Origin of the sequence: Streptomyces gobitricini, from assembly GCF_039532985.1 — a bacterium.
GTDB lineage: Bacteria > Actinomycetota > Actinomycetes > Streptomycetales > Streptomycetaceae > Streptomyces > Streptomyces gobitricini.
This window is the reverse complement of record NZ_BAAASR010000052.1, coordinates 1-22,950: the sequence shown is the minus strand read 5'-3', so window position 1 is coordinate 22,950 and position 22,950 is coordinate 1. Positions and strand designations below refer to the sequence as shown.

Below are 22,950 nucleotides of genomic sequence, written 5' to 3'. Positions count from 1 at the left end.
TGCCGAGCGGGCCACGGGTGATCCCGGGCGATGGGCGGCTCCCGGCCGCGGAAGGCGGACCCCATGGCCGGGAGCACGGCACCGCGGGACGCCGCCGTCAGCGAGAAGCGGCCCGGGCGGCCCGTGAGGCGAGGATCCTGATCGAGACCAGGGCGATCACGGCGAGGCCCATGATGTAGCCGGAGACGGCCATCGACGTGCCGGTCGCCTCCAGCAGCAGCACCATCACGAACGGCGCCAGCCCGCCGCCGAACACGGCGGCGATCTGGTAGCCGAGCGAGGCGCCCGTGTAGCGCATCTCCGGCGTGAACAGCTCGGCGAACAGCGCCGCTTGCGGGCCGTACATGATGCTGAGGAAGCAGCTGGTGACGAAGGTGCCGACGGCGAGCCACACCAGGGAGCCGGTGTCGATGAGCAGGAACAGCGGAACCGCCCACACCAGCAGTCCGGCCGCGCCCAGCGCGTAGATCCGCAGTCGGCCGATGCGGTCGGACAGGGCCGCCGAGGCCGGTATGAGCACCAGTTGGGTGAGGCTGACGCACAGGGAGACGGTGAGGACCGCGCCGCGCTCCATGGCGAGTTCGCGGGTCGCGTAGTCCAGCACGCCGGTGATGATGATGTAGAAGGTCGCGGTGTTGACGGCGAACGACCCCCCGGCGAGGAAGACCGTGCCGAGGTGCCGGCGCAGGATGATGCCCAGCGGCGACCGGGCCTCGCTCCTCTCCTTCTCCGTCAGCGCCCGTTCGGCGGCCTTGAACTCGGGGGTCTCCTCGACCCGGGTGTGGATGTACCAGGCGAGGCCGAGGACCAGGAAGCCGACGAGGAAGGGCACCCGCCAGCCCCAGGCGGCGAACGCGGCATCGCTGGTGAACGCTCCGGCGGCCAGGAACACGGTGTTGGCGGTCACGACGCCGATCGGGACGCCGAGCTGGACGAGGCTGCCGTACAGGCCCCGCTTGCCCTCGGGGGCGTACTCGGTGGCCATGAGCATCGCGCCGCCCCACTGGGCACCCACGGCGATGCCCTGGAGGATCCGCAGGACGACCAGCAGCAGCGGCGCGGCGATGCCGATCGTCTCGTACGTGGGCAGCAGCCCGATACCGGTGGTGGCCAGGCCCATCAGGGTGAGGGCCATGACCAGCATCGGCTTGCGGCCGCGCTTGTCGCCGAGCTGGCCCGCGATGATCCCGCCGACGGGCCGGGCGAGGAACCCGACGGCGAACGTCGCGAAGGCGGCGAGGACGCCGGCGGACGCGCTGCCGGACGGGAAGTACAGGTCGCCGAGGACGAGGGCGGCGGCGATACCGAAGACGAAGTAGTCGTACCACTCGACCGCGGAGGCGAGCGCGGCCGCGGTGGCCACCTTGCGCCGGTTGCGGTCGCTCGGGGCGGTGGTGGGCGGAGGGGACGAGGGTGCCGTGTCCATGCGGTGCACGCTCCGGGGGGTGCGGGGGACGGAAAGGGGGGCGGCGCCTTGATCCCGGGGACCGTACCGACCGGCTGGTATGGCGGTCAACGGCTCATACGGTCACGATTTCCGGCCCGTGCGCGCAGCCGCCGTGAGCGGCGCGGACAGCACGGAGACCCCGGCCGCGCGGGGGCGGCCGGGGTGTCCGTCGGGTGGTGCCGGAGGGCTAGAAGACGACCAGGGCCCGCCCGCCCCTGCCCGCGATCATGTTGTCGAACGCCGCCGGGATGCCGTCCAGCGCGATCCGCTCGGTGACGAGAGCGCCCAGGTCGAACCGCCCGGCCCGGATGTGGGCGGCGATGGCCGGCAGGTCCTCGGCCGGGCGGGAGTTGCCGTACACGCAGCCGGAGAGCGTGCGGCCCCAGTGGAAGATCTCCAGGGCGTTGAACGTCACCTGCTGGTCCTTGCCGCCGATGCCGACGACCGTGGTGCGGCCACCGCGCCGGGTGGATTCCCAGGCGGTACGGATGGTGACGGCGCGGCCGACGCACTCGACGGCCACGTCGGCGCCGTGGCCCCCGGTGAGCTTGCGGATCTCCCGGGCGGTGGTCTCGGAGGCGACGAGGTACTCGGTGGCGCCGGCCCGCCGGGCGAGTTCCTCCTTCTCGGGCGACACGTCGACGGCGATGACCGTCCCGGCGCCCGCGATGCGGGCCGCCTGGAGCGCGGCGAGGCCCACTCCGCCGACGCCGAACACGACGACGGACTCGCCCGCGCGCACCCGGGCGGAGTGGTGGACGGCCCCGAACCCGGTGAGGACGGCGCAGCCGAGCAGGGCGGCGTCGGTGAGCGGTACGCCGTCGGGGGCGGGCAGCACGCAGGTGGCGGGGACGACGGTCTCCTCGGCGAACGCGGCGACGTTCAGACCCGGGTAGAGCTCGGTGCCGTCCTCGGCGACGGCGTGGACCCTGCCCGCGCCGGTGAGCGCGTCGGCGCAGAGCCACACCTCGCCGAGCGTGCAGGGATGGCAGGAGCCGCAGGAGGGCGCCCAGTTGAGGACGACGTCGTCGCCGGGGGCGACATCGGTGACGCCGTCACCGACGGCGAGCACCGTTCCGGCGCCCTCGTGGCCCAGGACCGCGGGGACGGGAAGCCGCATGGTGCCGTTGGACAGGGACAGGTCGGAGTGGCAGACGCCGGCTGCGGCGAGGCGGACCCTCACCTGGCCGGGGCCGGGCTCCGGGAGTTCGATGCCGGTGATCTCCAGAGGAGCACCTATGGCGGGCAGGACGGCGGCGCGGACCACGATCGTTGTCTCCCGGTCTCGGTCAGAACTGAAGGGACTTGGTCTGAAGGTATTCGGCGAGGCCGTGCGCGCCCAGTTCGCGCCCGACGCCCGACTGCTTGTAGCCCCCGAAGGGGGCGAGCGGGTTGAACCGGCCACCGTTGATGTCGACCTGGCCCGTCTCCATCCGGCGGGCGAAGGCGACGGCGGTCTCCTCGTCGGCCGCCCACACCGCGCCGGCGAGGCCGTACACGGTGCCGTTGGCGATCCGCAGGGCGTCGTCCTCGTCCTCGTACGGCAGGATCGAGACGACCGGCCCGAAGATCTCCTCCTGGGCGATGGTCATGCCGGGCGTGACGTCCGCGAAGACGGTGGGGCTGACGTAGTAGCCCTTGTCGAGAGGGGCTTCGGGACCGCCGGCGACGAGCCGGGCGCCTTCCGCGATGCCCTGCTCGATGTAGCCGCGCACGCGTTCCTGCTGCTTGGCGTTGACGAGCGGGCCGATACGGTCGCCGGGCACGTACTTGGCGACGGCCTGGGCGGCGAGGGCGACGGCCTCCTCGTGCTGCTCACGGTGGACCAGCATCCGCGTCCAGGCGCTGCACGTCTGGCCGGAGTTGGACATGACGTTGGCGATCCCGACGTTGACCGCCTTGGCGAGATCGGCTCCGGGCAGGATGACGTTGGCGGACTTGCCGCCGAGCTCCAGGGCGACGCGCTTGACGGCCGCGCCGGCCAGGGCGCCGATCCGCCTGCCGACGGCGGTGGAGCCGGTGAAGGAGACCATGTCGACGCCGTCGTGCTCGGCGAGGGCCTGGCCGGCGACCGGGCCGAGCCCCGTCACGAGGTTGAACACGCCGGCGGGCAGACCGGCCGCGTCCACGGCCTCGGCGAACAGCTGGGCGGTCAGGGGCGTGTCCTCGGCGGGCTTGAGGACGACCGTGCACCCGGCGGCCAGGGCGGGCGCCACCTTGGCGACGATCTGGTGCAGCGGGTAGTTCCAGGGCGTGATGGCGCCCACCACGCCGACCGGCTCCAGCAGGACGGTGGAGTTGCCGGCCTTCTCCTCGAAGGCGTACGTCGCCGTCAGGTCCGCGTACGTGCCCGCGACGGCGACGGGCAGGCCCGCGTGGATGGCCTGGGCCGCCTGCGGCGGGGCGCCGAGCTCCGCCGTGACGGTCGCGGCGATCTCGTCCTTGCGGGCGGCCAGGGCGTCGCGCAGGGCGGCGATGCGGGCGGCCCGGTCGGCCGGCGCGGTGGCCGCCCACCCGGGGAACGCGGCGCGGGCCGCCCGGACCGCCGCGTCGACGTCCTCGACCGTGCCGGCCGGGACGTGGCCGATGACCTGCTCGTCGGCCGGGTTCACCACCGCGATGGTGCCGGTGCCGGCGGCGGGCCGCCACGCGCCGTCGATGTACATCCCGTCGTGGGCCTTCATCCGCTTCTCCTTCGGCCTTCGGACCTGTCTGGTCGGTCGTCCCCTCCAAACTAGCGGTGGTAGTTTTTGGATGCCAGGGGCTACGGGACCGACCACATCACATCAGAAGTCCACCGAGGTCCGTTCATCGAGGCGGGCCACCGACTCCTGGCCGAAAGCGCGCTCGTAGGCGTCGCGGATCCGCTCGATCCGCGGGTCGCGCGCCTTGGCCTCCCCCGCCGGGTACAGCAGGATCAGTTCGTACGACCGCTCCCGCTCGATCCGGCCGCTCGCGTCACGCCACTGCCCGCGCCCCTCCTGCACGGTCAGCCCCTCGGGAAAGGCGGGCGTGACCTCGCGGTCGACGAAGGCCATGAACTGCTGGTCCGTGACGGCCGGTCCCCCGTCGGGCCGCTCGGTCCCGAAGAGCAGCCTCGTCTCCAGGTACGCCGCGCCGCGGGCCGTGGCCGCGGTAGCGGTAGCGGTAGCGGTAGCGGTAGCGGCGGCCTGGTCGCCGAGGGTCGCGTACGCGGCGGGGGCGCCGGCCGCGAGCAGGACCGTCGCCGTGGTGAGCGCCAGTCGGGAACGGGTGGTGGTGAGAAGCGGCACGACGGAACCCTTTCCGTACGGGGGCGGGAGCGTCGATCACTCTGGCAGGCCGCGTCTCCGCGGTGCGGCCGAAACACCGGATCGGGCCGGATCCGGGCGGCGGTGCGGCCGCCGCGGACCGACGGCCACCAGCCCGGCGGCGCCCGGCCCTGGAGCGCCCGGTGCCTCACCCGGTCCGACGGGGACGGTCAGCCGGATCGGGGCGTCCGCGGCCTCGTCGGCCGGCGCGTCGACCGGGCCGACCGCGAACGCCGTGAGGCCGGCGCCCGGCCCCGGTGCGATCCGCCCCGCCTCCCCCTGCTCGCCGGCCGGGCCGCGCCGGGCCGCGCGGGGCACGGGCCGGGCGAGGACCTGCCGGGCGTCGTGGTGGGCGGCCGGCCGGCCGGAGCCGTGCGCCGGGTACGCCCTCGCGTCCCGCAGGTCGCGGCAGCGCCAGGCCCGCGACGCCCGCTCCTCCCCGAGCCGCCCGGACCACTCGTCGGTGTGGTCGTCCCGGGTGTACGCGGCGTGCGGCGGCTGCATCGAGGCGATGACGCCCGGGTCGGCGAAGCGGGCCCCTCGGCCCGGTGGGGCACCGGACGGGCGGACGCGGCGTCGGGGACGGCCCTGAAGGGGCCGGGCGCCCACCACCGCACCCTCCCGGCCGGCCGGGATCAGACCCGCTGCCGCGGCCCGCGCCGCCCCGCCCCGGCACCGACGGACGCGCCGGGCCCCCGCCCCGCCCGTACGCCCAGACCCGCCGCCGCCAGGAGCAGGGCGCCCAGCATGACGAACGGAGCGGCCGGGCCGGCGAGTCCGGCGATCATCCCGGCGGACGCCGGTGCCGCGACCTGGCCGAGCCGGTTGCCCGTCAGGCGCAGCGCGAGGGCCGTGGAGCGGGCCTCGTCGGGAGCGGCCCGGACCACGGTCGTCATCGACAGCGGCTGGCCGGCACCGAGGCAGAAGCCCAGCACGGCCAGCATCACGGCGAGCGCCCACACCGGGACGGGCAGCGCGATGCCCGCGCACAGCACCGCGGCGAGCAGGCATGTCACGGTCAGCAGCGCCGTACGACCCAGCAGCCGCAGCAGCGGGGTCATGACCAGCCGGCAGGCGATGGTGGCGGCGGCACGCAGGCTCAGCAGCAGACCGATGGTGGCGGGCGGGATGGAGCGGTGCTCACCGACGACCGGCAGGTAGGCGGTCAGGATGTCGGTCGTGGAGAGCACGGCGAGGCTGATGAAGATGCCGGCGGGCACTCCGCGCGTACGGAGGATGTGGTGGACGGGGACCTTCTGCGGCGCCCTGTCCCGCTCCACGCGCGCGTGCCCGGGGTTGGTGTCGCGGTGCTCGACGCGCCGGAGGGACGTGAGGGCGACCGTGGCGACGGCGGCCGAGACGACCAGGGCGAGGGCGCCGCCGCGGCCCATGTCGTCGCCGATGAGGAGCCCCGCCGCGACCGGTCCGGCGAGCTGCCCGAGCGAGGCGCCGATGGTGAAGTGGCCGAAGTTCCGGTCCTGTTCGCCCGGCGCCGACCGGCGGGCCACGAGCGACTGGGCACCGATCACGAAGCTCAGGTGGCCGAGGCCCATGACCCCGCTCCACGCCGCCATCCACACCGGCGACCCGGCCGCCCCGCTCAGCGCGCACCCGCCCGCGATCAGCACCACTCCCACGAGCAGCAGGGGTGCGCACCGCCCCCGGTCGGTCCTGCGCCCGAGCGGTACGGCGGCGAACAGCGGCAGCAGCGCGTACCCGCCCGCGATGACGCCGATCGCGCGCTCGTCCGCGCCGAGGGAGAGGGCGCGGTACGAAACGGCGGGCCGCGCCATCGACACCGCCGCCTGGGCGAAGCCGAAGGCGATGACGACGCGCAGCAGCCAGTACCGGCGCGCCATCAGATGATGCCGAAGAGCATTCCGGCGCCGAGCACCACCAGCGAGGTGAGGGCGGCCCACTTGACGGTGAACCGGGTGTGGTCGCCGAACTCGACCTTGGCCATGCCGACCAGGACGTACACGGCGGGCACGAGCGGGCTGGACATGTGCAGGGCCTGGCCCACCAGGGAGGCGCGCGCGATCTCCAGCGGCGGGACGCCGTGCGCGGCGCCGGCCTCGGCGAGGACGGGCAGGACGCCGAAGTAGAAACCGTCGTTCGACATGAAGTACGTCAGCGGCAGACTCAGCAGACCGGTGACGAGCGCCATGTGCGGGCCCATGGCCTCCGGGATGGCGCCGACGAGCCAGTCGGCCATGTGCTTGACCATCCCGGTGCCGGTGAGGACCCCGGTGAACACGGCGGCGGCGAAGACCATGCCGGCCACATTGAGGACGTTCTCCGCGTGGGCCGCGATGCGGGCCTTCTGGTCGGGCATGTGCGGGAAGTTGACCGTGAGCGCGAGGGCCGCGCCGATCAGGAAGAGCACCGGGATGGGCAGCATCTCCATGATCATGGCGGTGAGCAGGGCAACGGTGAGGGCGGCGTTGAACCAGTACAGCTTGGGGCGGAGGGTGGGGCGGTCCGGGTCGAGCCCCCGGAAGCCCTCGTCCGGTTCCGGCCCGGATCCGGCGCCGGCACCGGCGGCCTTGGCGCTGCCCTCGCCGCCACCGCCCCCGCCACCGCCCCCGCCGGCCGTCACCAGCACCGTCTCGGTGCGCGGCTCCAGGACCTGCGGCTCCGCGGCCTGGGACTCCACGGCCTGGGGCTCCAGGGCCGGCGGCTCCAGGACCTCGTCCAGCGTCAGGTGGCCCAGGCGCCTGCGCTCCCGCCGTCCCAGCACGTACGCGAGGGCGAGGACGAACAGCAGACCGGCGCCCAGGGCCGGGATCATCGGTACGAAGATGTCTCCGGCGTCCAGTTCGAGCGCGGTGGCCGCGCGGGCGGTGGGGCCGCCCCAGGGCAGCGTGTTCATCACGCCGTTGGCGGTGGCGGCGACACCGGTCATCACGACCAGGCTCATCTTCAGGCGCTTGTAGAGCGGGTACATCGCCGAGACGGTGATCATGAAGGTGGTCGACCCGTCGCCGTCCAGCGACACGATCGCGGCGAGGACCGCCGTGCCGACCACGACCCGCATCGGGTCGGCCTTGCAGAAGCGCAGGATGCCCCGGACGATCGGGTCGAAGAGACCGACGTCGATCATCACGCCGAAGTAGACGATGGCGAACATCAGCATCGCGGCGGTGGGCGCGAGGTTGCCGACGCCTTCGAGGACGTAGTCACCGAGCTGTGCGCCCTGTCCCACGAGGACGCAGAAGAGAGCGGGGATGAGGACGAGCGCCGCGATCGGCGACATCTTCTTCATCATGATCAGGACCAGGAAGGTCGCGATCATGGCGAAGCCGAGGATTGTCAGCATGGAGGACACCTAACGTTCACCCTTGAACTCCACCGGAGGGGTGGCGGTCCGGATGACGTTAGGTGTCCCGCTGAGCCGTTAACAAGGTGTTGACGCGTGAGCAATACGAGCAAAAGCCCAGCTCAGGAGCCGTCAGCGAAGTGCCGTCACCTGGACGGGGAAGCCGTTGAGCACGGCCGTGCCGGACAGCGGGTCGAGCCGGGTGCCGTCGAGCAACTGGTTCACGTTGACGCCGGGCCGCCCGGCGGCGACCGCCATGCGGGTCCCGGGCCGGTCGTGGCCCCAGCCGTGCGGAATGCTCACCACGCCGGGCCGCACCGTCTCGGTGATCTCCACCGGGACCTGGATCTCGCCGCCCTCGGCCTTGACGCGGGCGGGGGCGCCGTCGGTGAGCCCCAGGCGGTCCGCGTCGTCGGGGTGGACCTGGAGGGTGCAGGTGTTGGTACCGCTGTTGAGGGTGGGGACGTTGTGCATCCAGCTGTTGTTGGAGCGCAGGTGACGGCGGCCGACCAGGACGAGGGAGTGGCCCGGTGCGCGCAGGGCCTCCCGCAGCCGGGGCAGGTCGGCGGCGATCGGCTCCGGCAGGAGTTCGACACGTCCGCTGCGGGTCTTCAGCACCTGGGGGACGCGGGGCTCCAGCGGGCCGAGGTCGATGCCGTGGGGGTGCTCGCGGAGCCGGTCGAGGGTGAGGTCGTACGGGCCCAGGCGCAGCATCAGGTCCAGACGCCGCTCGGCGCCGGTGCGGCCGGTGAGGCGGGCCGCGTACTCCTCGGGGTCCTGGCCGTGGGCGGGTGAGTGCGGCTCGGTGACGGCCTTGGCGAGGGTGCGTGCGACGGCCATGTCGTCGACGGCCTCGGGCGGCGCCCCGTGCATACCGGTGGCGGCCAGGATCAGCCGGGCGTGGATCTCGCACTCGTCCATGCGGCCCGGTTCCAGGGGGACGGGCGCGGGGGTGTAACGAGCCTGGTTGCGGACCGCGAAGCCGTTGAACGCGAAGTCGAAGTGGGCGCTCTGGGACGGCGGGGGCGGGGGCAGGATCACATCGGCGTGGCGCGAGGTCTCGTTGAGGTACGGATCGACGCTCACCATGAAGTCCAGTGCGCCCAGGGCCCGGTCGAGGCGGTCGCCGTCGGGGGCGGAGAGGACCGGGTTGGCGGCGATGGCGACGAGCGCGCGGACGCGGCCCTCGCCCGGTGTCTCGATCTCCTCCGCCAGTGCGGCCGTGGGCAGTTCGCCCTTGGCCTCGGGGTGCCCGGAGACGCGGCTCGCCCAGCGGCCGAGCGCGAAGCCCTTGCCGGGGCCCGCCGGGCGGGGCGCCGGGGCCGTGGCGGAGAGCGGGAACAGCGCGCCGCCGGGCCGGTCGAGGTTGCCGGTGAGTACGTTGAGGACGTCGACGAGCCAGTTGGTGAGGGTGCCGTACGTGACGGTGCTGCCGCCGACCCGCCCGTACACGGCCGCCGCCGGCGCGGCCGCCAGCTCACGGGCGAGGGTCCGGATGGTGCCGGCGTCCACGTCGCACGCGCCGGCGACCACCTCGGGCGTGAACTCCCTCACGGCTTCCCGGACGTCCTCCACACCCTGGACGTGCTCGGCGAGCCCCCCGAGGCCGGTGAGGCCCTCCTCGTACAGCACGTGGACGAGGGCGGCGAGCAGGAGCGCGTCGGCACCGGGCCGGATGGCGACGTGCCGGTCGGCGAGGCGCGCGGTGCGGGTGCGGCGCGGGTCGACGACGGTGAGGGTGCCGCCCCGCTTGCGCAGCGCCTTCAGCCTGCCGGGGAAGTCGGGCGCGGTGCACAGGCTGCCGTTGGACTCCAGCGGGTTGGCGCCGATGACGAGCAGGTGGGCCGTGCGGTCCAGGTCCGGGACGGGGATGGCGAACGCGTCGCCGAACAGCAGCCCGCTGGAGACGTGCTTGGGCATCTGGTCGAGGGTGGACGCGGTGAACACGTTGCGGGTGCGCAGGGCGCCGAGGAGGAGGGGCGGGTAGAGCGCCCCGGCCATGGTGTGGACGTTGGGGTTGCCGAGGACGACCCCGACGGCGTCGGCGCCGTGCCGCTCGACGATCGGCGGCAGCCGGCGTGCGACGAGATCGAACGCCTCCTCCCAGGAGGCCTCCCTGAGGACGCCGTCCTCGCCGCGTACGAGCGGGGTCCGGAGGCGGTCCGGGTCGGCGTCGAGTTCACCGAACGACGCGCCCTTCGGGCAGATGAACCCCTGGCTGAAGACGTCGTCCCGGTCACCGCGCGCGCCGGTGACGCGCGTGCCGTCGATGGTGAGGGTGAGCCCGCAGGTGGCTTCGCAGAGCGGACAGATACGCAGAGCGGTGGGCATGGGGCCTCCCGGGGCGCGGCAGCCGTGGGGCCGCGGCGGCGTGACACGCGGACACCGCCGAGCATACCGACCGGTACGCATGGTGGCGATGGTTCAGTCCCGGAGAACGGGCGCGAGATAGGCGTGGAGCAGCACGCGGGTCTCGGCGATCAGTTCGGGGTCCCCCGGCGGGCCGCCACGGAAGGCGAGCCGGAGCAGCGCGTCGGCGGCCTCGACCGCCACGAGCACCTTGCGGCGCGGCACGTCGCCGGAAGGGTGGACGAGGTGCCCGGCGAGCAGGCCGCGGATCCGGTCGGCGACGAGGTGGTTGACGTGGCGGCCGGAACCACCGGAGCCGGAACCGGCCCGCCCGGCACCGTCACGGCCGGGATCGGTGCCCGTGCCGGGGCCGGGGCCGGGGCCGGCAGGGCGCGGATCGGGACCGGGGCCGTCACGGCCGGGACCACCGGAGGCGGGTCCGGCCTGCCCGGGGACGCCGTCCGGGCCTTCCGGTGCCCCGGGGACGCCGAAGTCGACGAGCCCGAAGCCGGGCACGGTGCGCTTCATGGCGATGTACTCGTCGAGCACGGAGTCGACGGCCCCGTACGCGTCCAGATCCGGCCGCTCCGCCAGCCGGGCCGCCACACGCTCGGCGTAACGGTCGAGATTGCGGTGGGCGAGCGCGGCGGCCATGTCGCGCTTGCCGGAGAAGAAGCGGTAGACCGATCCGATCGGCACACCGGCCCGCACGGCCACGCCCCGGGTGCTCAGCTCGTCGTAGCCGGCCTCCTCGATGAGCTCGGCGCAGGCGTCGAGGATCCGGGCCAGGCGCTCGGCACTGCGCTGCTGCACGGGCGTACGGCGGAGCGGGGGCGGCGGGGGCACGGGTCCATGATGCCGTGCCGCGCCACGGGAACCCGCGCCCTCCGGGAAGCGTCCAAGCCCTACCCCCGTTGACGCGGACTCTTTCGAATCCTACGGTCTTACATAGGATTCCATCCGGGGCAGGCCGAGCGACAGGAGCGGGCGACGATGACGAGCGATGCCACCGAACAGGCGAAGAAGATCGCGGAGGCCCTGGAGTACTCCACCGGCTTCGGCAACGAGCACAGCTCCGAGGCCGTTCCCGGCGCCCTGCCGCTCGGCCGGAACTCCCCCCAGCGCGCGCCGCTGGGCCTGTACGCCGAGCAGCTGAGCGGTTCGGCGTTCACCGAGCCGCGCGCCCACAACCTGCGCGCGTGGCTCTACCGCATCCGCCCGTCGGCCGCCCACCCGCCCTTCACCCGCGCGGACAACGGCGCCATCCGCACCGCACCCTTCACCGAGACCGTCGCCGACCCCAACAGGCTGCGCTGGAACCCCCTCCCGGACCCGGCGCCCGGCACGGACTGGCTCGCCGGACTGTGGACCCTCGGCGGCAACGGCGACGCGGCGCAGCGCACCGGCATGGCCGTGCACCTGTACCACGCCAACGCGTCCATGGACCGGGTGTTCAGCGACGCCGACGGCGAGCTGCTGATCGTCCCGGAGCGCGGCGGCCTGCTGCTCCGCACCGAGTTCGGCATCCTCGCCGCCCGCCCCGGCGAGGTCGCGCTGGTCCCGCGCGGGGTCCGCTTCCGCGTCGAGCTGCTCGACGAGACCGCACGCGGGTACGTCTGCGAGAACTACGGCCGGCCGTTCCAGCTCCCCGACCTCGGTCCGATCGGCGCCAACGGCCTCGCCAACCCGCGGGACTTCCGGGCGCCGGTCGCCGCGTACGAGGACGTGGAGGGCGAGGTGGAGGTGGTGAACAAGTTCTGCGGGAACCTGTGGACCGCGACGTACGACCACTCCCCCCTCGACGTCGTCGCCTGGCACGGCAACCACGTCCCGTACGTGTACGACCTGCGTACCTTCAACGTCATCGGGACCATCTCGTACGACCACCCGGACCCGTCGATCTTCACGGTGCTCACCTCGCCGTCCGACACCCCGGGCCTGGCGGGCGTCGACTTCGTGGTCTTCGCACCGCGTTGGCTGGTCGGCGAGGACACCTTCCGCCCCCCGTACTTCCACCGCAACGTGATGAGCGAGTACATGGGCCTGATCGAGGGCGCGTACGACGCCAAGGCCGAGGGGTTCGTCCCGGGCGGCGGCTCGCTGCACAACATGATGTCGGCGCACGGCCCCGACCGGGAGACGTTCGACAGGGCGAGCTCGGCGGAGCTGAAGCCGCAGAAGATCGACGACGGTCTGGCCTTCATGTTCGAGACCCGCTGGCCCGTCACGGCCACCGCCCAGGCGACGGACGCCGGCCATCTGCAGCGCGGGTACGACGACGTGTGGCAGGGTCTTGAGCGCCACTTTCGGCCGTAGTACGGAGTACATGTGACCGCTTTCGCCCCCGACTCGCTGGTCCTGAACCGCAAGCTCCCGCTGTGGTACCAGGTCTCGCAGTCCCTCCGCGCCTCCATACTCGGGCGGGCGCCGGACGCCTCGCTGCGCCTGCCCACCGAGGAGCAGCTGGCCACGCACTACGGCGTCAGCGTCCTGACCATGCGGCAGGCACTCAAGGAGCTGGAGGCGGAGGGGCTGATCAGCCGGCACCGGCGGCGCGGCACATTCATCGAGCCCGGCGCCCGGCGCAGCGCACCGCGCCGGCTGCTGGGCTCGATCGACGCGATCGTGGCCCAGCAGTCGGGCGAGCTGACGACGATTCTCGGCCACGGCGAGGACAAGGTCCCCGGTGAACTCACCGAGCACTTCCCGGACCTCGCGGAAGTGGTGATGTACCGGCGGCTGCGCCGCGACGGCGAGACCGGCGAGCCGACGAACTGGGCGGAGAACGCCGTCCGGCCGGAGGTCGCCGCCCGGATCGACCTCGCCGACCTGGAACGGTGGCCGATGACGAAGGTGCTGCGGGACGCGGTCGGCGTGCGGATCAGCCGGATCACCGACACCGTGGAGGCCCGGCTGGCCGACCCCGAGACGGCCGAGCTGCTCCAGGTCCCGCTGCTGTCGCCGATCCTGCACTACACGGGCGTGACCTACGACGAGGACGGCCGGGTGGTGGACGTGGCCCGCATCCGCTACCGGGGCGACCGGTTCTCCTTCACGGTCACGGTGGAGGCGGACTGACCACGGTGCGGGCGGACCTGACCGCTCGGTGCGGGCGTAAGGCGGCGGGGGGCGGGGCGGACGGCGCTGGGGAGGCGGGCCGGGCGGGCGGCGCGGTGGAGGCGGACCGAGCGCGGTCACTAGCATGCGGGCCGTGACGGATGATGTGCCCCTGCTCGACGATCTGATGCCCTGGTCCGTGGCCCCGCTGCGGCTGGGACGCCCCTGGGTCGTCGCCCCGGACGCGCGCACCCTGCGTGCCCGCTGGGAGGCGCTGGTACGGGCCGGGGAGGACGAGCGGGCGGCCCTGTTCCGGCCCACCCGGGCGCGTACGCTCACGACTTCGGTCGCCGCGCTGCCCGGGCAGCGGACCGCGACGGCCCGGTTCGCGCGGGAGGCGGGCCCGTGCCCCGAGCCGGTACGGCTGGCCCACGGGCCGTTCGACGAGCAGTGGCTGCTGCCGGACCACCGGCTGCTGGACGCGGCCCGCCCGGAGCTGTGGCGGGTGGCCGACGAGCGGCAGGTGTTCGCCGTCGAGCAGGGTTACGTGCCACGGGCCGCGGGCCCCGCGCTGCTCATGACGGCGGCGCTGCCGGACGGCCGCTCCCCGGCGGGCCGCCCGGGCCGCATCCGCCCGCTGTACCGGCGCCCCGGCGGGCGGGAGCCGAACATCGCGCCCGGGTTGCTGGAGCTGCTGGGCGAGCGGTACGGCACCGGGGTCGCCCCCGAGGACCTGACGGCCTGGGCGCTGGCGGCCGCCCGCCCCTCCCCCGCCGGGTGCGCCGTCCCGCTGCCGGCCGACCCCGCCGTCTGGGCGGCCGGGGTGGCGCTGGGCCGCCGCATGGCGGACGTCCAGCTGCGCGGCGCGCGGGGCGGGGAGCGCCCCCGGCTGCCCGGCGGGCGCCGCCCCTACGTCCGCGCCACGCTCCCGGCGCGCCCGCACCTCCTGGCGTACGAAGCGGAGGACGAGGCCCTGCTGGTCGGCGACGGCGGCCGGATCTCGCCCGTACCGGCCGAGGCGTGGGAGTACCGGGTCGGCGGCGTCCGGATACTGGAGCTCTGGTTCGAGCGCCGCACCGCCCCCGCCCAGTCCGGCACCCTGGAGGCGATCCGCCCCGCCACCTGGCCCCAGGAGTGGACGTCCGAGCTGCTGGAGCTGATCACCGTGCTGGCCCTCCAGGCCCGGCTGGAGTCGGAACGCCCGGACCTGTCCGGCACGGAGCCGCTCACCCGCACGGGCCTGCGCGCGGCCGGCGTGCTGCCCGCCCCCGGCGCGGCCCGCCGCCCCGCTTCGGTACTGGACCGGGAGGAAGAGGGCCCCGAGGGCCAACTGTCCCTCCTGTAGGCGGCGAAGGAGTGCGGCAGCCGGCCGACGGGGTGCGGCAGCCGCCGCGGTGCCTGCCGCCGCCAGTGTCGGACGCGTACACCGGACGGCCTGCCGGACGGCGGCCGTGACGGCCGCCGGGTGGTCGCCGGTCCCTGCGGTGACCGAGGCGGCGCGGGACCCGTCCGGCGACGCGCCCGTGCCGGAGGGCACCGCCCGGTCGCCCGCCCGTCCGTCGGCGGCGCCGTCCGCCCGTCCGCCGGCGCCGCCGACGGTGTGCGTGCCGCTCGTGGCGCGGAGGCACACGACCCCGAAGGGGTGACAAAGGTGGCACGTACACGGTAGGTACGGCTGTCATGAGCACTCTGCCGCTGCCCCTCGAAGGCATCACCGTCGTCGCCGTCGAGCAGGCCGTCTCCGCGCCGTTCGCCACGCGCCAGCTCGCCGACCTGGGCGCCCGGGTCATCAAGATCGAGCGCCCGGACGGCGGTGACTTCGCGCGGGGCTACGACACCGCGGCGGGCGGCCTCGCCTCGCACTTCGTGTGGTGCAACCGGGGCAAGGAGTCGGTGGCCGTGGACCTCAAGGACCCGCGCGGCATCGACGTCGTCCACCGCCTTGTCGCGGGCGCGGACGTGTTCGTCCAGAATCTGGCGCAGGGGGCCGCGGCCCGGCTGGGCCTGGACGCGGCGACCCTGTGCGCGGCGCACCCGCGGCTGATCGGGGTCGACATCTCCGGGTACGGGGCTGGTGGCCCGTACGCCCACAAACGGGCGTACGACATGCTCGTGCAGTGCGAGGCGGGGCTCGTGTCGGTGACCGGGACGCCCGACCGGCCCGTCAAGGCGGGGATCCCGGCCGCCGACATCGCGGCGGCCATGTACGCCTTCTCGGGCGTACTGGCGGCCCTGCTGCGGCGGGCGACGACGGGGCTGGGCGGACCGGTGGAGATCTCCATGCTGGAGTCGCTCGCCGAGTGGATGGGACATCCGCTGCACCACGGGATGCACGGGGGCGAGGCCCCTGCTCGTACGGGGCTGGGGCACGCCGTCATCGCGCCCTACGACGCGTACCCGACGGCCGAAGGGGGGCAGGTGCTGTTGTCGGTGCAGAACGACCGTGAGTGGCGGCGGCTGGCCGAGCTGGTGCTGGGCCGGCCGGAGCTCGGCGACGACCCGGCGTTCGCCACGAACACGGCACGGGTGGCGCACCGGGCGAAGACCGACGCGGTGGTGGCCGAGGCGCTGGCCGGGCTGACCGCCGCGGAGGCGATCGACCGCCTGGACGCGGCCGGCATCGCGTGCGCCCGTCTCAACACGGTCGCGGACGTGGCCGCCCATCCCCAGCTCGCGGCCCGCGACCGGTGGCGGGAGGTGGACACGGCGGTGGGTCCGCTGCGGGCGCTGCTGCCGCCGATCACGTATCCCGGCGGCGCTGACGCCCCGATGGGGGCGGTGCCCGCCCTGGGCGAGCACACGGACGCGGTACTGCGGGAGCTGGGCATGCCGGACGGCGAGCAAGTGGAGCTGCGGCGTGACGGAGTGGTGGCCTGACGCCTGACCGCGGGCCGACCACGCCCGGTGGACCGGGGCGCGGCCCCTGTCGGCTCGTCCCGGCCCCAGAGGGGGTACGGCCACGAGGACGGTCGCCGTGCGGTCCCTGACGGGGAGCCGTGCCGACGCCGTCCACCCCCGCGGGGGCGGCCCCGCACGGCGCCCCGCCCGGGCCGGATGCCGACTGCGGACCGTGGGTCGTGGCCGGGAACGACCCTGCACGGCGGGACTTCCGGCGGATGGGTACGGGCGGGCGGGGTGCCGTCAGGCGTGGTTGCCGAAGAGCGAGCGGCGCAGTCGGCGCAGCGGTGCGAAGAGCCGGACGCGGGCGCTCTTGCTCGTGCGGGCGTGACCGACATCACGCGACGTCAACTCCCGCATCAGCAAGGTCGCTTCGGCGGACTCGCGCTGCGGGACGACCGGGCCGCCCAGCACCGAGAGATGGCGGTCGAGACGCGTACTGGTCGCGCTGCTCCCGCACGTGATCGCAGGCACCCGAGGCCTGCTGCGCACCGTTATCTGTTCCATGTCACTCCCCACCCGTACGAGGGCACCCGGCCGCTGCAGATTAACCCTATCGTCCCCGCATCTCATGCGTGTATCCCGGTGACGGGATTCACCACACATGTACGAGGGTTGACGACTACCCTCCGAATACAAGTGAATTCAGGGCGAGTTGGACAAGTTGCCACCGAGGCCGGGACGAGCCGGCCCAGGACCCCGCAACCGAAGACCCGGACGCGGTACGGGAGGTGGCGGGACGACCCCCATGCCGCCCCGCCCGGTGGGCGGGGGGCGCGGGCCCGGGTCCGACGCCGGGAGACGGTGGAGTTCCGCCCCGGCGAGGGCACCGTGCGGCGGGCCGGGCACCCGGGGCATGCGTACGGAGAGGGCGGGACACAGCCCGGCCGGGTCGGGCCGGAGACCCGGAAGCCCGGTCGGGGCGCCGCCCCATTGAGCGGGGGTCTCGTTCGGGCGCGAGGACGGCCGGGGGCGCAAGGACGCCGGGTGCGAGGACGCCGACTGCAGGATGGGCGGGCGCAAGGACGGTCGTGGGGCAAGGACGGTCGTGGGGCAAGGACGGTCGTGGGGCAAGGACGGTCGTGGGGCAAGGATGCCGGGACGCCGGACGGAACGCCCACCAGGGGGCGCCGTCCGGCGCCCCCTGAGGGCGCCACACCGGCGGGGCGGTACGCCGACTCCGCGCGGGACCGCTCCGCCGAGCGCGGCTCCTTACAGCGCGGCCTTGAAGGTGGGCAGGTAGCCACCGGACTGTCCGGCGGCGGTGGGGTGGTACGACTCACCGATGTTGAGCCAGTTGACGCTGTGCAGCCAGGAGGCGCTGGAGCAGATCTCGTGGCCGGTGAAGGCGGGGGCGACGTCCGCCCAGGTGTAGCCGTGGTCGGCGGCGCGTTTGGCGGTCGCGGCGTTGAGGTGGTCCGCGCCGCTGTTGATGGCACGGCGCTCGTTCTCGCTCAGGCCGGCCAGGCAACTGCCACCGAGCTTGTAGAAGCGCGGGTAGCCGAGTACGACGACCCTCGCCGACGGCGCCTTGGATCTGATCGCCGAGTACACCGAGTCGAGGCGGCCGGGGAGGGTCGTGTCGACGTAGTTCTTCGCCTCGTTGACGCGGGCGATGCAGGTGGCCTCGGACTGGAGGACGCAGGTGGTCATGACGTCGGCGAAACCGGCGTCGTTTCCGCCGATGGTGATGGAGACGAGGTCGGTGGCGGAGGAGAGCGGGCCGAGCTGACCCGCCGTCACGTCGTTGGTGCGGGCACCGGAGCACGCCGTGAAGGCGAAGGAGGAGGGGGAATTGGCGGCCGCCCAGAGCTGCGGGTAGGCCCGGGTACTGCGCTTGCAGTTGCCGCTCGCGCTGTCATAGCTGCCGGCGCCGACTCCGGAGGAGTAGGAGTCGCCGAGGGCCACGTAGTCGAGGGCTGCGGCCGACGAGTCGGCCTGCGCCGCCCCTGCCCCCGTGAGGGTCAGGGCGGCACCGAGGAGGAGTGAGGTGGTGAACGCCGCGGCTCGGGACAGTTTCATGGAACCTCCCATTGGCAGGATTTCTGCCTTAAAAGTTCGTAGCAGGATGCAGTGTCCATGCCAATAGCCGTGGCGTGGCGTGGAGTTGACGTCGAGTTGAAGTCTGCTCCCCCTCGAGGCCCGATATCCGCAAGTTAGGGGGCAACTCACCCATGCGGAGGAGTTTTTGTCGGGGTGACGCCACGCCTCTGGACACCGCGGCGACGGTGGCGGTGACGAACACGAAAAGCCCCTGTCGGCCGCGGCCGGTCCCGGCGCGCCCCGCGCGGCGCCCCGCCCGGAGCACCCCACGGGTTCCGCCGGCCGGCCGAGGGCAGTGCGCGGTCTTCCGGAGTCCCCGACGGGTCCTCACCGTGCGGGTGGGGACACGTACATAAACACTGTGCGGCGGACACGTGCGTGCCGGATCATGGGGCGCATGTCTGCCAACCCTCATGAGGCCCTGCCGATCCGGCTCACCGTCGACGACAGCGATTCCCCCGCCGACGTCGTCGACGCGCTGTTCCTCGGGCGCTTCGCGACGGGTGAGCAGCCGTACTCGCACACGTCGTCCCTCGACCGGGTCAAGCCCGGTGCGACCCTGCTCCCGCCGGGGGCCTCGGTGCTGCGCTCGGCCCGTGACGACGACCGCAGCGCCACGCTCGCCGAGGGCGAGGGGTGGACGCTGCTGGTCTCCCGCTGGAACCGGGGCGCCGACGTGACCGTCACGGCGGTCGGGCCGGAGCTGGCCGAACGGGTGCTGAAGCAGGCGACCGACGGCGCGAAGGACGACCCGGAGCCGCAGCCGGACAACGTGACCATGGGCTTCTGGTACGTGTCGCCGCGCCGGGGCCCGCACCGCACGACCCGCCGGATCGCCGCCGGTACCTGGGAAGAGGTGCGGCCCAACTACACCGCACCGGTGGCGGAGGCGATGGACCGCCTGATGAAGGTCACGCCCGACGACATCTCGGGCCGTCTGCTCCTCCTGCACGGCCCGCCGGGCACCGGCAAGACGTCGGCTCTGCGCACGCTGGCCCGCTCGTGGCGCGACTGGTGCCAGGTCGACTGCGTACTGGACCCGGAACGGCTCTTCAACGACGTCGGCTACCTGATGGACATCGCGATCGGCGAGGACGAGGGCACGGCGAACGGCCGGTGGCGGCTGCTGCTCCTGGAGGACTGCGACGAGCTGATCCGCGGCGAGGCCAAGCACACGGCCGGCCAGGCCCTGTCGCGGCTGCTGAACCTGACGGACGGGTTGCTGGGGCAGGGCCGCAACGTCCTGGTGGGGGTCACCACCAACGAGGACCTGGAGCGCCTGCACCCGGCGGTGGTCCGCCCCGGCCGCTGCCTGGCCCGGATCGAGGTCGGCCCGCTGACCCGGCCGGAGGCGGTGGCGTGGCTCGGCAGCGAGGACGGGGTCGGCCGCGACGGCGCGACGCTGGCGGAGCTGTACGCGCTGCGGCGCGGCACCGGTCCGGCGGCGATCCCGGACCAGGCGCGCGGCGCGGACGCGGGGCTGTACCTGTAGACGGCGCACCGGCCGGTGCCCGAGGCCCCGTCACGGCCCCGCGTCCGAGTCACCCGAGCCGCGCCCAAGGGCCCCGTCACGGCCCCGCACCCGGACACCCGAGCCGCACATAAGGCTTAGTCACGGCCCCTGCCCGGACGCCCGAGCCCGACCTGAGGCCCCGTCGCGGCCCGCCCACGGACACCCGAGCCGCACATAAGGCTCCGTCACGGCCCGTACACCGCTCGCAGTGCGTCCGCAACGGCCGCTTCCGCGTCGGCGCGGCCGAGGCCCAGGCGGTGGGCCTCGGCCACGTACGCGGCGGCCGCCGTGGCCGCCTGGCGGGCGGCGGCGTCCCCGGCCGCCGCGACGAACGTGCCGGCCCGGCCCCGCGTCTCGATCACCCCGTCGGTCTCCAGCACGCGGTACGCCTTGGCGACGGTGTTCGCCGCGAGGCCCAGTTCCCCGGCGAGCCCCCGGACGGTCGGCAGCTTGTGGCCGACGGGGAGGCGGCCCGATCGGACCTGGTCGGAGATCTGGGCGCGCAGCTGCTCGTACGGGGCGGTCGGGGAGCCCGCGTCGATGGAAATCTTCAGGGTCACGGGACGATTCTCCCCCTTCGATCCCCGGGAACCGGCGCAAGCCGGCCTTCAGGGCGCCCGCACGCCGACCTCCCGCCCCCGACGCCCCCGGGGGTCCGCCTCGGTGTGTCACCCACCGAGGCGGACCGGCATACCGGCATCGAGGCGCAGAGGCCGGCCACCGGGCTGGACGGGGCTGGGCCGGCTGGGCTCAGGACGTGTGCTCAGCGCTTGGCGGGAGTGGCCTTCTTCGCCGGGGCCGGCTTCTTCTTCGCCGCCTCGTCCTTGGCGCGGGCCTCGTACTGGCCGATGTCCAGGAAGTGGCGCAGTTCCTCCGGCGTACCGGTCAGGCCTTGCGGGCCGCCGCCTTGACCGCGGGGCCGCCGGCTTCGGCGATGCGGGTGGCGCGGATCCGGTCGTCGACGAGGCGCGCGTCGTGCTGGCCGGTCTCCAGGAAGGCCTGGACGGCCTGCTCGGTGTTGGCCTGCAGCACCGCTCGCCCACGTTCCTTGACCGTCGGGCCGCCCACGCTCATGATCTGCGCGACCCGCACCCGGTCGTCCTGGAAACGCGCCTCGTACTGGCCGGTCTCCAGGAAGCGCCGCACATCGTCCGCGGTGCCGTCCAGCGCCTTGCCGGCCGCCTCCTGCACGCCGCGGCCGCCACGGTGCCGCGTCGATCCCGTGCGATCTCTGATATCCGGCCACAAGGTTCAGGGGCACCACCCCGGAGCGGACACTCGTCGTTCTGCCGTGAACGGCGGCACTGTTCGACCTGGCGATACGCCGGCTTCCCTACGTGACGGGCAGTCTGGGCTGCAGGGCCGACGAAACGTTGTCGAATATCCCCCAGTACCCCTCGACCCAACTGCTGTCCGGAAGACCGGTCTTCGTGTCCACGTGGGTGAAGGCCTCGACTCCGACCCAGCCCTGGAACTTTCCGGAGTCGTCGATGATCTGCAGCATGGGCCGGGGGTGTGAGTTGTACTTGTAACAGGGCTGGCCCTGCGCCAGGGATTGACACCAGTATTCCTCGGTGTTCCTGCGCCCTCCGCCGATCTCCGCGATGTAGCGCACACGGTCCTTATCCGTTCCCGCACAGCTGGTATTGGGCTGCAGCCAGCCCATGCAGGAACCGCCGGAGCAGAGCTTCCACGGGTTCGACGTACCACCGAAGGTCCATGTACCGCCGGAGCCCTCACGTCCCACGATACCGACGCGGGTGGCCGGATCCGAAGAGGATGCCTTCGCCACGACAAACGCACCCTTGTAGGACTGGGCGTTGTAGCGCGGGTCGTTTACGAGCTGGTCCATGGTGGCGCGGGTCTCACGGTCCAGCGAGGCGTTGCTTCCGTAGCCTATGCCGAAGTTGGCGGTGTAACTGGAGAATTCACCACTGGCCGGGACTTGCACGTTGTTGCCGTACGCACCGTAGAAAGTGGGGCTGGTCATACGTGCCGCGGCCCCATTGGCGAGACCGCTCTCCAGATTCCACCGCTCGGTGAGGGGACTGTTGAGTGCTGCGCCAGAAGCGTCCTTGGACCATGTGACGACCAGACGCCCGTCGGTCGCGTAGGTGTAGGTGCCCCGGAAGCCTCCGGTGGGTGAGCCGGCGAAGCCCTCGACGGTTCGGACCGCGCAGGTGGGAACGTTTCCGCCACAGTCGGCGGTCATCGCGTCCACGCGCTTGGGCTGGTCACGCTGTGCCCAGTTCCAGTAGGAGGTGGTCACCGTGCCGTCGTTGGCGAAGACGTAGTAGCCCAATCGCACCCAGTTGCGGTAGTTGTTGCTGCCGGCGGTGTCCATGTGCCCGACGGAGACCACCCAATTCGCCTTGCCCCCGGGCAGGGGCTGAGCGGCGGCTTGGGCCGATGCAGCCGCGGTCAGCTGTGAGGCGAAAAGTGCGAGTACGGCCATTATGGCCGCAGTCGTGGTCCTCGTCAGGCGTCTCATCACTCGTATCAAGAGGGCTCCTTGGCGGCTGCGCCGGGCCGGACCTGACGGCACCGGCGTATCGATCACCCTTCTTTACCCGATCGGGCCGATCGGGTTCACGGTGCCGGATGATGGGCGTGAACCGGATCGGCCCGACCGGGTGAAGAAAGGTGCGCCTCTGACACGCCTGACACGGAGGATCACTTGAACGGCCGGCAGCTCGAGGCCGGCGTCGGCAGCGAGCAGGGCATCGCCAGGACCAGCGACAGAACCACCCGCTTGGGGACCGGTTTTCTCATGGCCACCACCATCCCTCGACACGCGGACCTGGCGCCGGTCACGCGCCACGCGAACCGCCGTGCCGCGGGTTCTGGAGAATACGGAACACGGCGGGAGACGAACCGGACACCCCCGTGGCCCGCCCCGACCACCTCTCCTGCGGGGAGGCCCGGGCATGCCGGTTGTTGTGGGGACCGCGCCCGTAGGACGCGGTCTAAGACGTCGTTTCCTTTGGCGGTTCGGCTCGTTGTACCGGGCATGACGAGCCTTGCTGAGCGGCTG

18 protein-coding genes and 1 pseudogene are annotated in these 22,950 nt (G+C 73.3%); 5 read left to right on the top strand and 14 right to left on the bottom strand.

Going from position 1 to position 22,950, the window contains the following annotated elements; all coding sequences use genetic code 11:
* Nucleotides 1-97: 97 nt before the first annotated feature.
* The 9 genes and pseudogenes from ABD347_RS29890 to ABD347_RS29850 form a co-directional block, all read right to left on the bottom strand.
* A complete protein-coding gene (locus tag ABD347_RS29890) occupies nt 98-1,426 on the bottom strand; it encodes an MFS transporter (RefSeq protein WP_344367052.1) in 1,329 nt (442 codons plus the stop codon).
* A gap of 208 nt (nt 1,427-1,634) precedes the next feature.
* Nucleotides 1,635-2,714, bottom strand: coding sequence for a zinc-binding dehydrogenase (locus ABD347_RS29885; RefSeq protein WP_344367051.1), 1,080 nt, complete (start codon nt 2,712-2,714; stop codon nt 1,635-1,637).
* A 22-nt stretch (nt 2,715-2,736) separates the two neighbouring features.
* Entirely contained in the window at nt 2,737-4,131 is a 1,395-nt protein-coding gene (locus ABD347_RS29880) for an aldehyde dehydrogenase family protein (RefSeq protein WP_344367049.1), read from the bottom strand.
* Nucleotides 4,132-4,233: 102 nt separating this feature from the next.
* Complete coding sequence (locus ABD347_RS29875; RefSeq protein WP_344367047.1) at nt 4,234-4,719, bottom strand: DUF3574 domain-containing protein; 486 nt, start codon at nt 4,717-4,719, stop codon at nt 4,234-4,236.
* Between the two features lie 155 nt (nt 4,720-4,874).
* A pseudogene (locus ABD347_RS29870) lies at nt 4,875-5,289 on the bottom strand (amidohydrolase); the annotation flags it as partial.
* A gap of 83 nt (nt 5,290-5,372) precedes the next feature.
* Nucleotides 5,373-6,596: an MFS transporter gene (locus ABD347_RS29865; RefSeq protein WP_344367046.1), complete on the bottom strand. Its 1,224-nt coding sequence runs from the start codon at nt 6,594-6,596 to the stop codon at nt 5,373-5,375.
* Nucleotides 6,596-8,056: a CitMHS family transporter gene (locus ABD347_RS29860; RefSeq protein ID WP_344367044.1), complete on the bottom strand. Its 1,461-nt coding sequence runs from the start codon at nt 8,054-8,056 to the stop codon at nt 6,596-6,598. The genes ABD347_RS29865 and ABD347_RS29860 overlap by 1 nt, the downstream gene beginning before the upstream one ends.
* A 132-nt stretch (nt 8,057-8,188) precedes the next feature.
* A complete protein-coding gene (locus tag ABD347_RS29855) occupies nt 8,189-10,387 on the bottom strand; it encodes a molybdopterin oxidoreductase family protein (protein ID WP_344367042.1) in 2,199 nt (732 codons plus the stop codon).
* Between the two features lie 93 nt (nt 10,388-10,480).
* Nucleotides 10,481-11,251: a TetR/AcrR family transcriptional regulator gene (locus ABD347_RS29850; protein ID WP_344367040.1), complete on the bottom strand. Its 771-nt coding sequence runs from the start codon at nt 11,249-11,251 to the stop codon at nt 10,481-10,483.
* A gap of 147 nt (nt 11,252-11,398) precedes the next feature.
* Here ABD347_RS29850 and hmgA point away from each other — a divergent pair, with 147 nt between their 5' ends.
* The 4 genes from hmgA (at nt 11,399) to ABD347_RS29830 (ending at nt 16,339) form a co-directional block, all read left to right on the top strand.
* Nucleotides 11,399-12,721 carry a homogentisate 1,2-dioxygenase gene (gene hmgA / locus ABD347_RS29845; RefSeq protein WP_344367038.1) on the top strand — a complete coding sequence of 441 codons (1,323 nt, stop codon included), beginning with the start codon at nt 11,399-11,401 and terminating at the stop codon, nt 12,719-12,721.
* Between the two features lie 12 nt (nt 12,722-12,733).
* Nucleotides 12,734-13,483, top strand: a complete 750-nt coding sequence (locus tag ABD347_RS29840; RefSeq protein ID WP_344367036.1) for a GntR family transcriptional regulator — start codon at nt 12,734-12,736, stop codon at nt 13,481-13,483.
* Nucleotides 13,484-13,607: 124 nt separating this feature from the next.
* Nucleotides 13,608-14,807, top strand: coding sequence for a type ISP restriction/modification enzyme (locus ABD347_RS29835; RefSeq protein WP_344367034.1), 1,200 nt, complete (start codon nt 13,608-13,610; stop codon nt 14,805-14,807).
* Between the two features lie 335 nt (nt 14,808-15,142).
* Nucleotides 15,143-16,339, top strand: coding sequence for a CaiB/BaiF CoA transferase family protein (locus tag ABD347_RS29830; RefSeq protein ID WP_344367032.1), 1,197 nt, complete (start codon nt 15,143-15,145; stop codon nt 16,337-16,339).
* Between the two features lie 264 nt (nt 16,340-16,603).
* Here the strand turns inward: ABD347_RS29830 and ABD347_RS29825 are convergent, their stop codons facing one another.
* Both ABD347_RS29825 and ABD347_RS29820 read right to left on the bottom strand, forming a co-directional pair.
* Nucleotides 16,604-16,867: a hypothetical protein gene (locus ABD347_RS29825; protein WP_344367030.1), complete on the bottom strand. Its 264-nt coding sequence runs from the start codon at nt 16,865-16,867 to the stop codon at nt 16,604-16,606.
* Nucleotides 16,868-17,572: 705 nt separating this feature from the next.
* Nucleotides 17,573-18,382, bottom strand: a complete 810-nt coding sequence (locus tag ABD347_RS29820; RefSeq protein WP_344367028.1) for an SGNH/GDSL hydrolase family protein — start codon at nt 18,380-18,382, stop codon at nt 17,573-17,575.
* Between the two features lie 418 nt (nt 18,383-18,800).
* Between ABD347_RS29820 and ABD347_RS29815 the strand changes: the two genes are divergently transcribed.
* Nucleotides 18,801-19,895, top strand: a complete 1,095-nt coding sequence (locus tag ABD347_RS29815) for a DUF5925 domain-containing protein (protein ID WP_344367026.1) — start codon at nt 18,801-18,803, stop codon at nt 19,893-19,895.
* Between the two features lie 206 nt (nt 19,896-20,101).
* On the opposite strand, the gene ABD347_RS29810 is transcribed toward ABD347_RS29815, so the two are convergent.
* The 3 genes from ABD347_RS29810 to ABD347_RS29800 all read right to left on the bottom strand — a co-directional run bounded on the left by ABD347_RS29810 (nt 20,102) and on the right by ABD347_RS29800 (nt 22,260).
* On the bottom strand, nt 20,102-20,476 hold the full coding sequence (locus ABD347_RS29810) for a GntR family transcriptional regulator (RefSeq protein ID WP_344367024.1): 375 nt from the start codon (nt 20,474-20,476) through the stop codon (nt 20,102-20,104).
* A 325-nt stretch (nt 20,477-20,801) separates the two neighbouring features.
* Nucleotides 20,802-21,107, bottom strand: coding sequence for an ALF repeat-containing protein (locus tag ABD347_RS29805; RefSeq protein ID WP_344367022.1), 306 nt, complete (start codon nt 21,105-21,107; stop codon nt 20,802-20,804).
* A 142-nt stretch (nt 21,108-21,249) separates the two neighbouring features.
* The gene (locus ABD347_RS29800; RefSeq protein ID WP_344367020.1) at nt 21,250-22,260 is read right to left on the bottom strand and encodes a hypothetical protein; all 1,011 of its coding nucleotides are present in this window, start codon (nt 22,258-22,260) and stop codon (nt 21,250-21,252) included.
* Nucleotides 22,261-22,950: the final 690 nt, after the last annotated feature.

Bases quoted from the DNA above. Each gene is read 5' to 3' on its own strand.
- ABD347_RS29890 (WP_344367052.1), bottom strand. From the start codon at position 1,426: ATGGACACGGCACCCTCGTCCCCTCCGCCCACCACCGCCCCGAGCGAC.
- ABD347_RS29880 (WP_344367049.1), bottom strand. From the start codon at position 4,131: ATGAAGGCCCACGACGGGATGTACATCGACGGCGCGTGGCGGCCCGCC.
- ABD347_RS29865 (WP_344367046.1), bottom strand. From the start codon at position 6,596: ATGGCGCGCCGGTACTGGCTGCTGCGCGTCGTCATCGCCTTCGGCTTC.
- ABD347_RS29860 (WP_344367044.1), bottom strand. From the start codon at position 8,056: ATGCTGACAATCCTCGGCTTCGCCATGATCGCGACCTTCCTGGTCCTG.
- ABD347_RS29855 (WP_344367042.1), bottom strand. From the start codon at position 10,387: ATGCCCACCGCTCTGCGTATCTGTCCGCTCTGCGAAGCCACCTGCGGG.
- hmgA (WP_344367038.1), top strand. From the start codon at position 11,399: ATGACGAGCGATGCCACCGAACAGGCGAAGAAGATCGCGGAGGCCCTG.
- ABD347_RS29835 (WP_344367034.1), top strand. From the start codon at position 13,608: ATGCGGGCCGTGACGGATGATGTGCCCCTGCTCGACGATCTGATGCCC.
- ABD347_RS29830 (WP_344367032.1), top strand. From the start codon at position 15,143: ATGAGCACTCTGCCGCTGCCCCTCGAAGGCATCACCGTCGTCGCCGTC.
- ABD347_RS29825 (WP_344367030.1), bottom strand. From the start codon at position 16,867: ATGGAACAGATAACGGTGCGCAGCAGGCCTCGGGTGCCTGCGATCACG.
- ABD347_RS29820 (WP_344367028.1), bottom strand. From the start codon at position 18,382: ATGAAACTGTCCCGAGCCGCGGCGTTCACCACCTCACTCCTCCTCGGT.
- ABD347_RS29815 (WP_344367026.1), top strand. From the start codon at position 18,801: ATGTCTGCCAACCCTCATGAGGCCCTGCCGATCCGGCTCACCGTCGAC.
- ABD347_RS29800 (WP_344367020.1), bottom strand. From the start codon at position 22,260: ATGGACACCGCCGGCAGCAACAACTACCGCAACTGGGTGCGATTGGGC.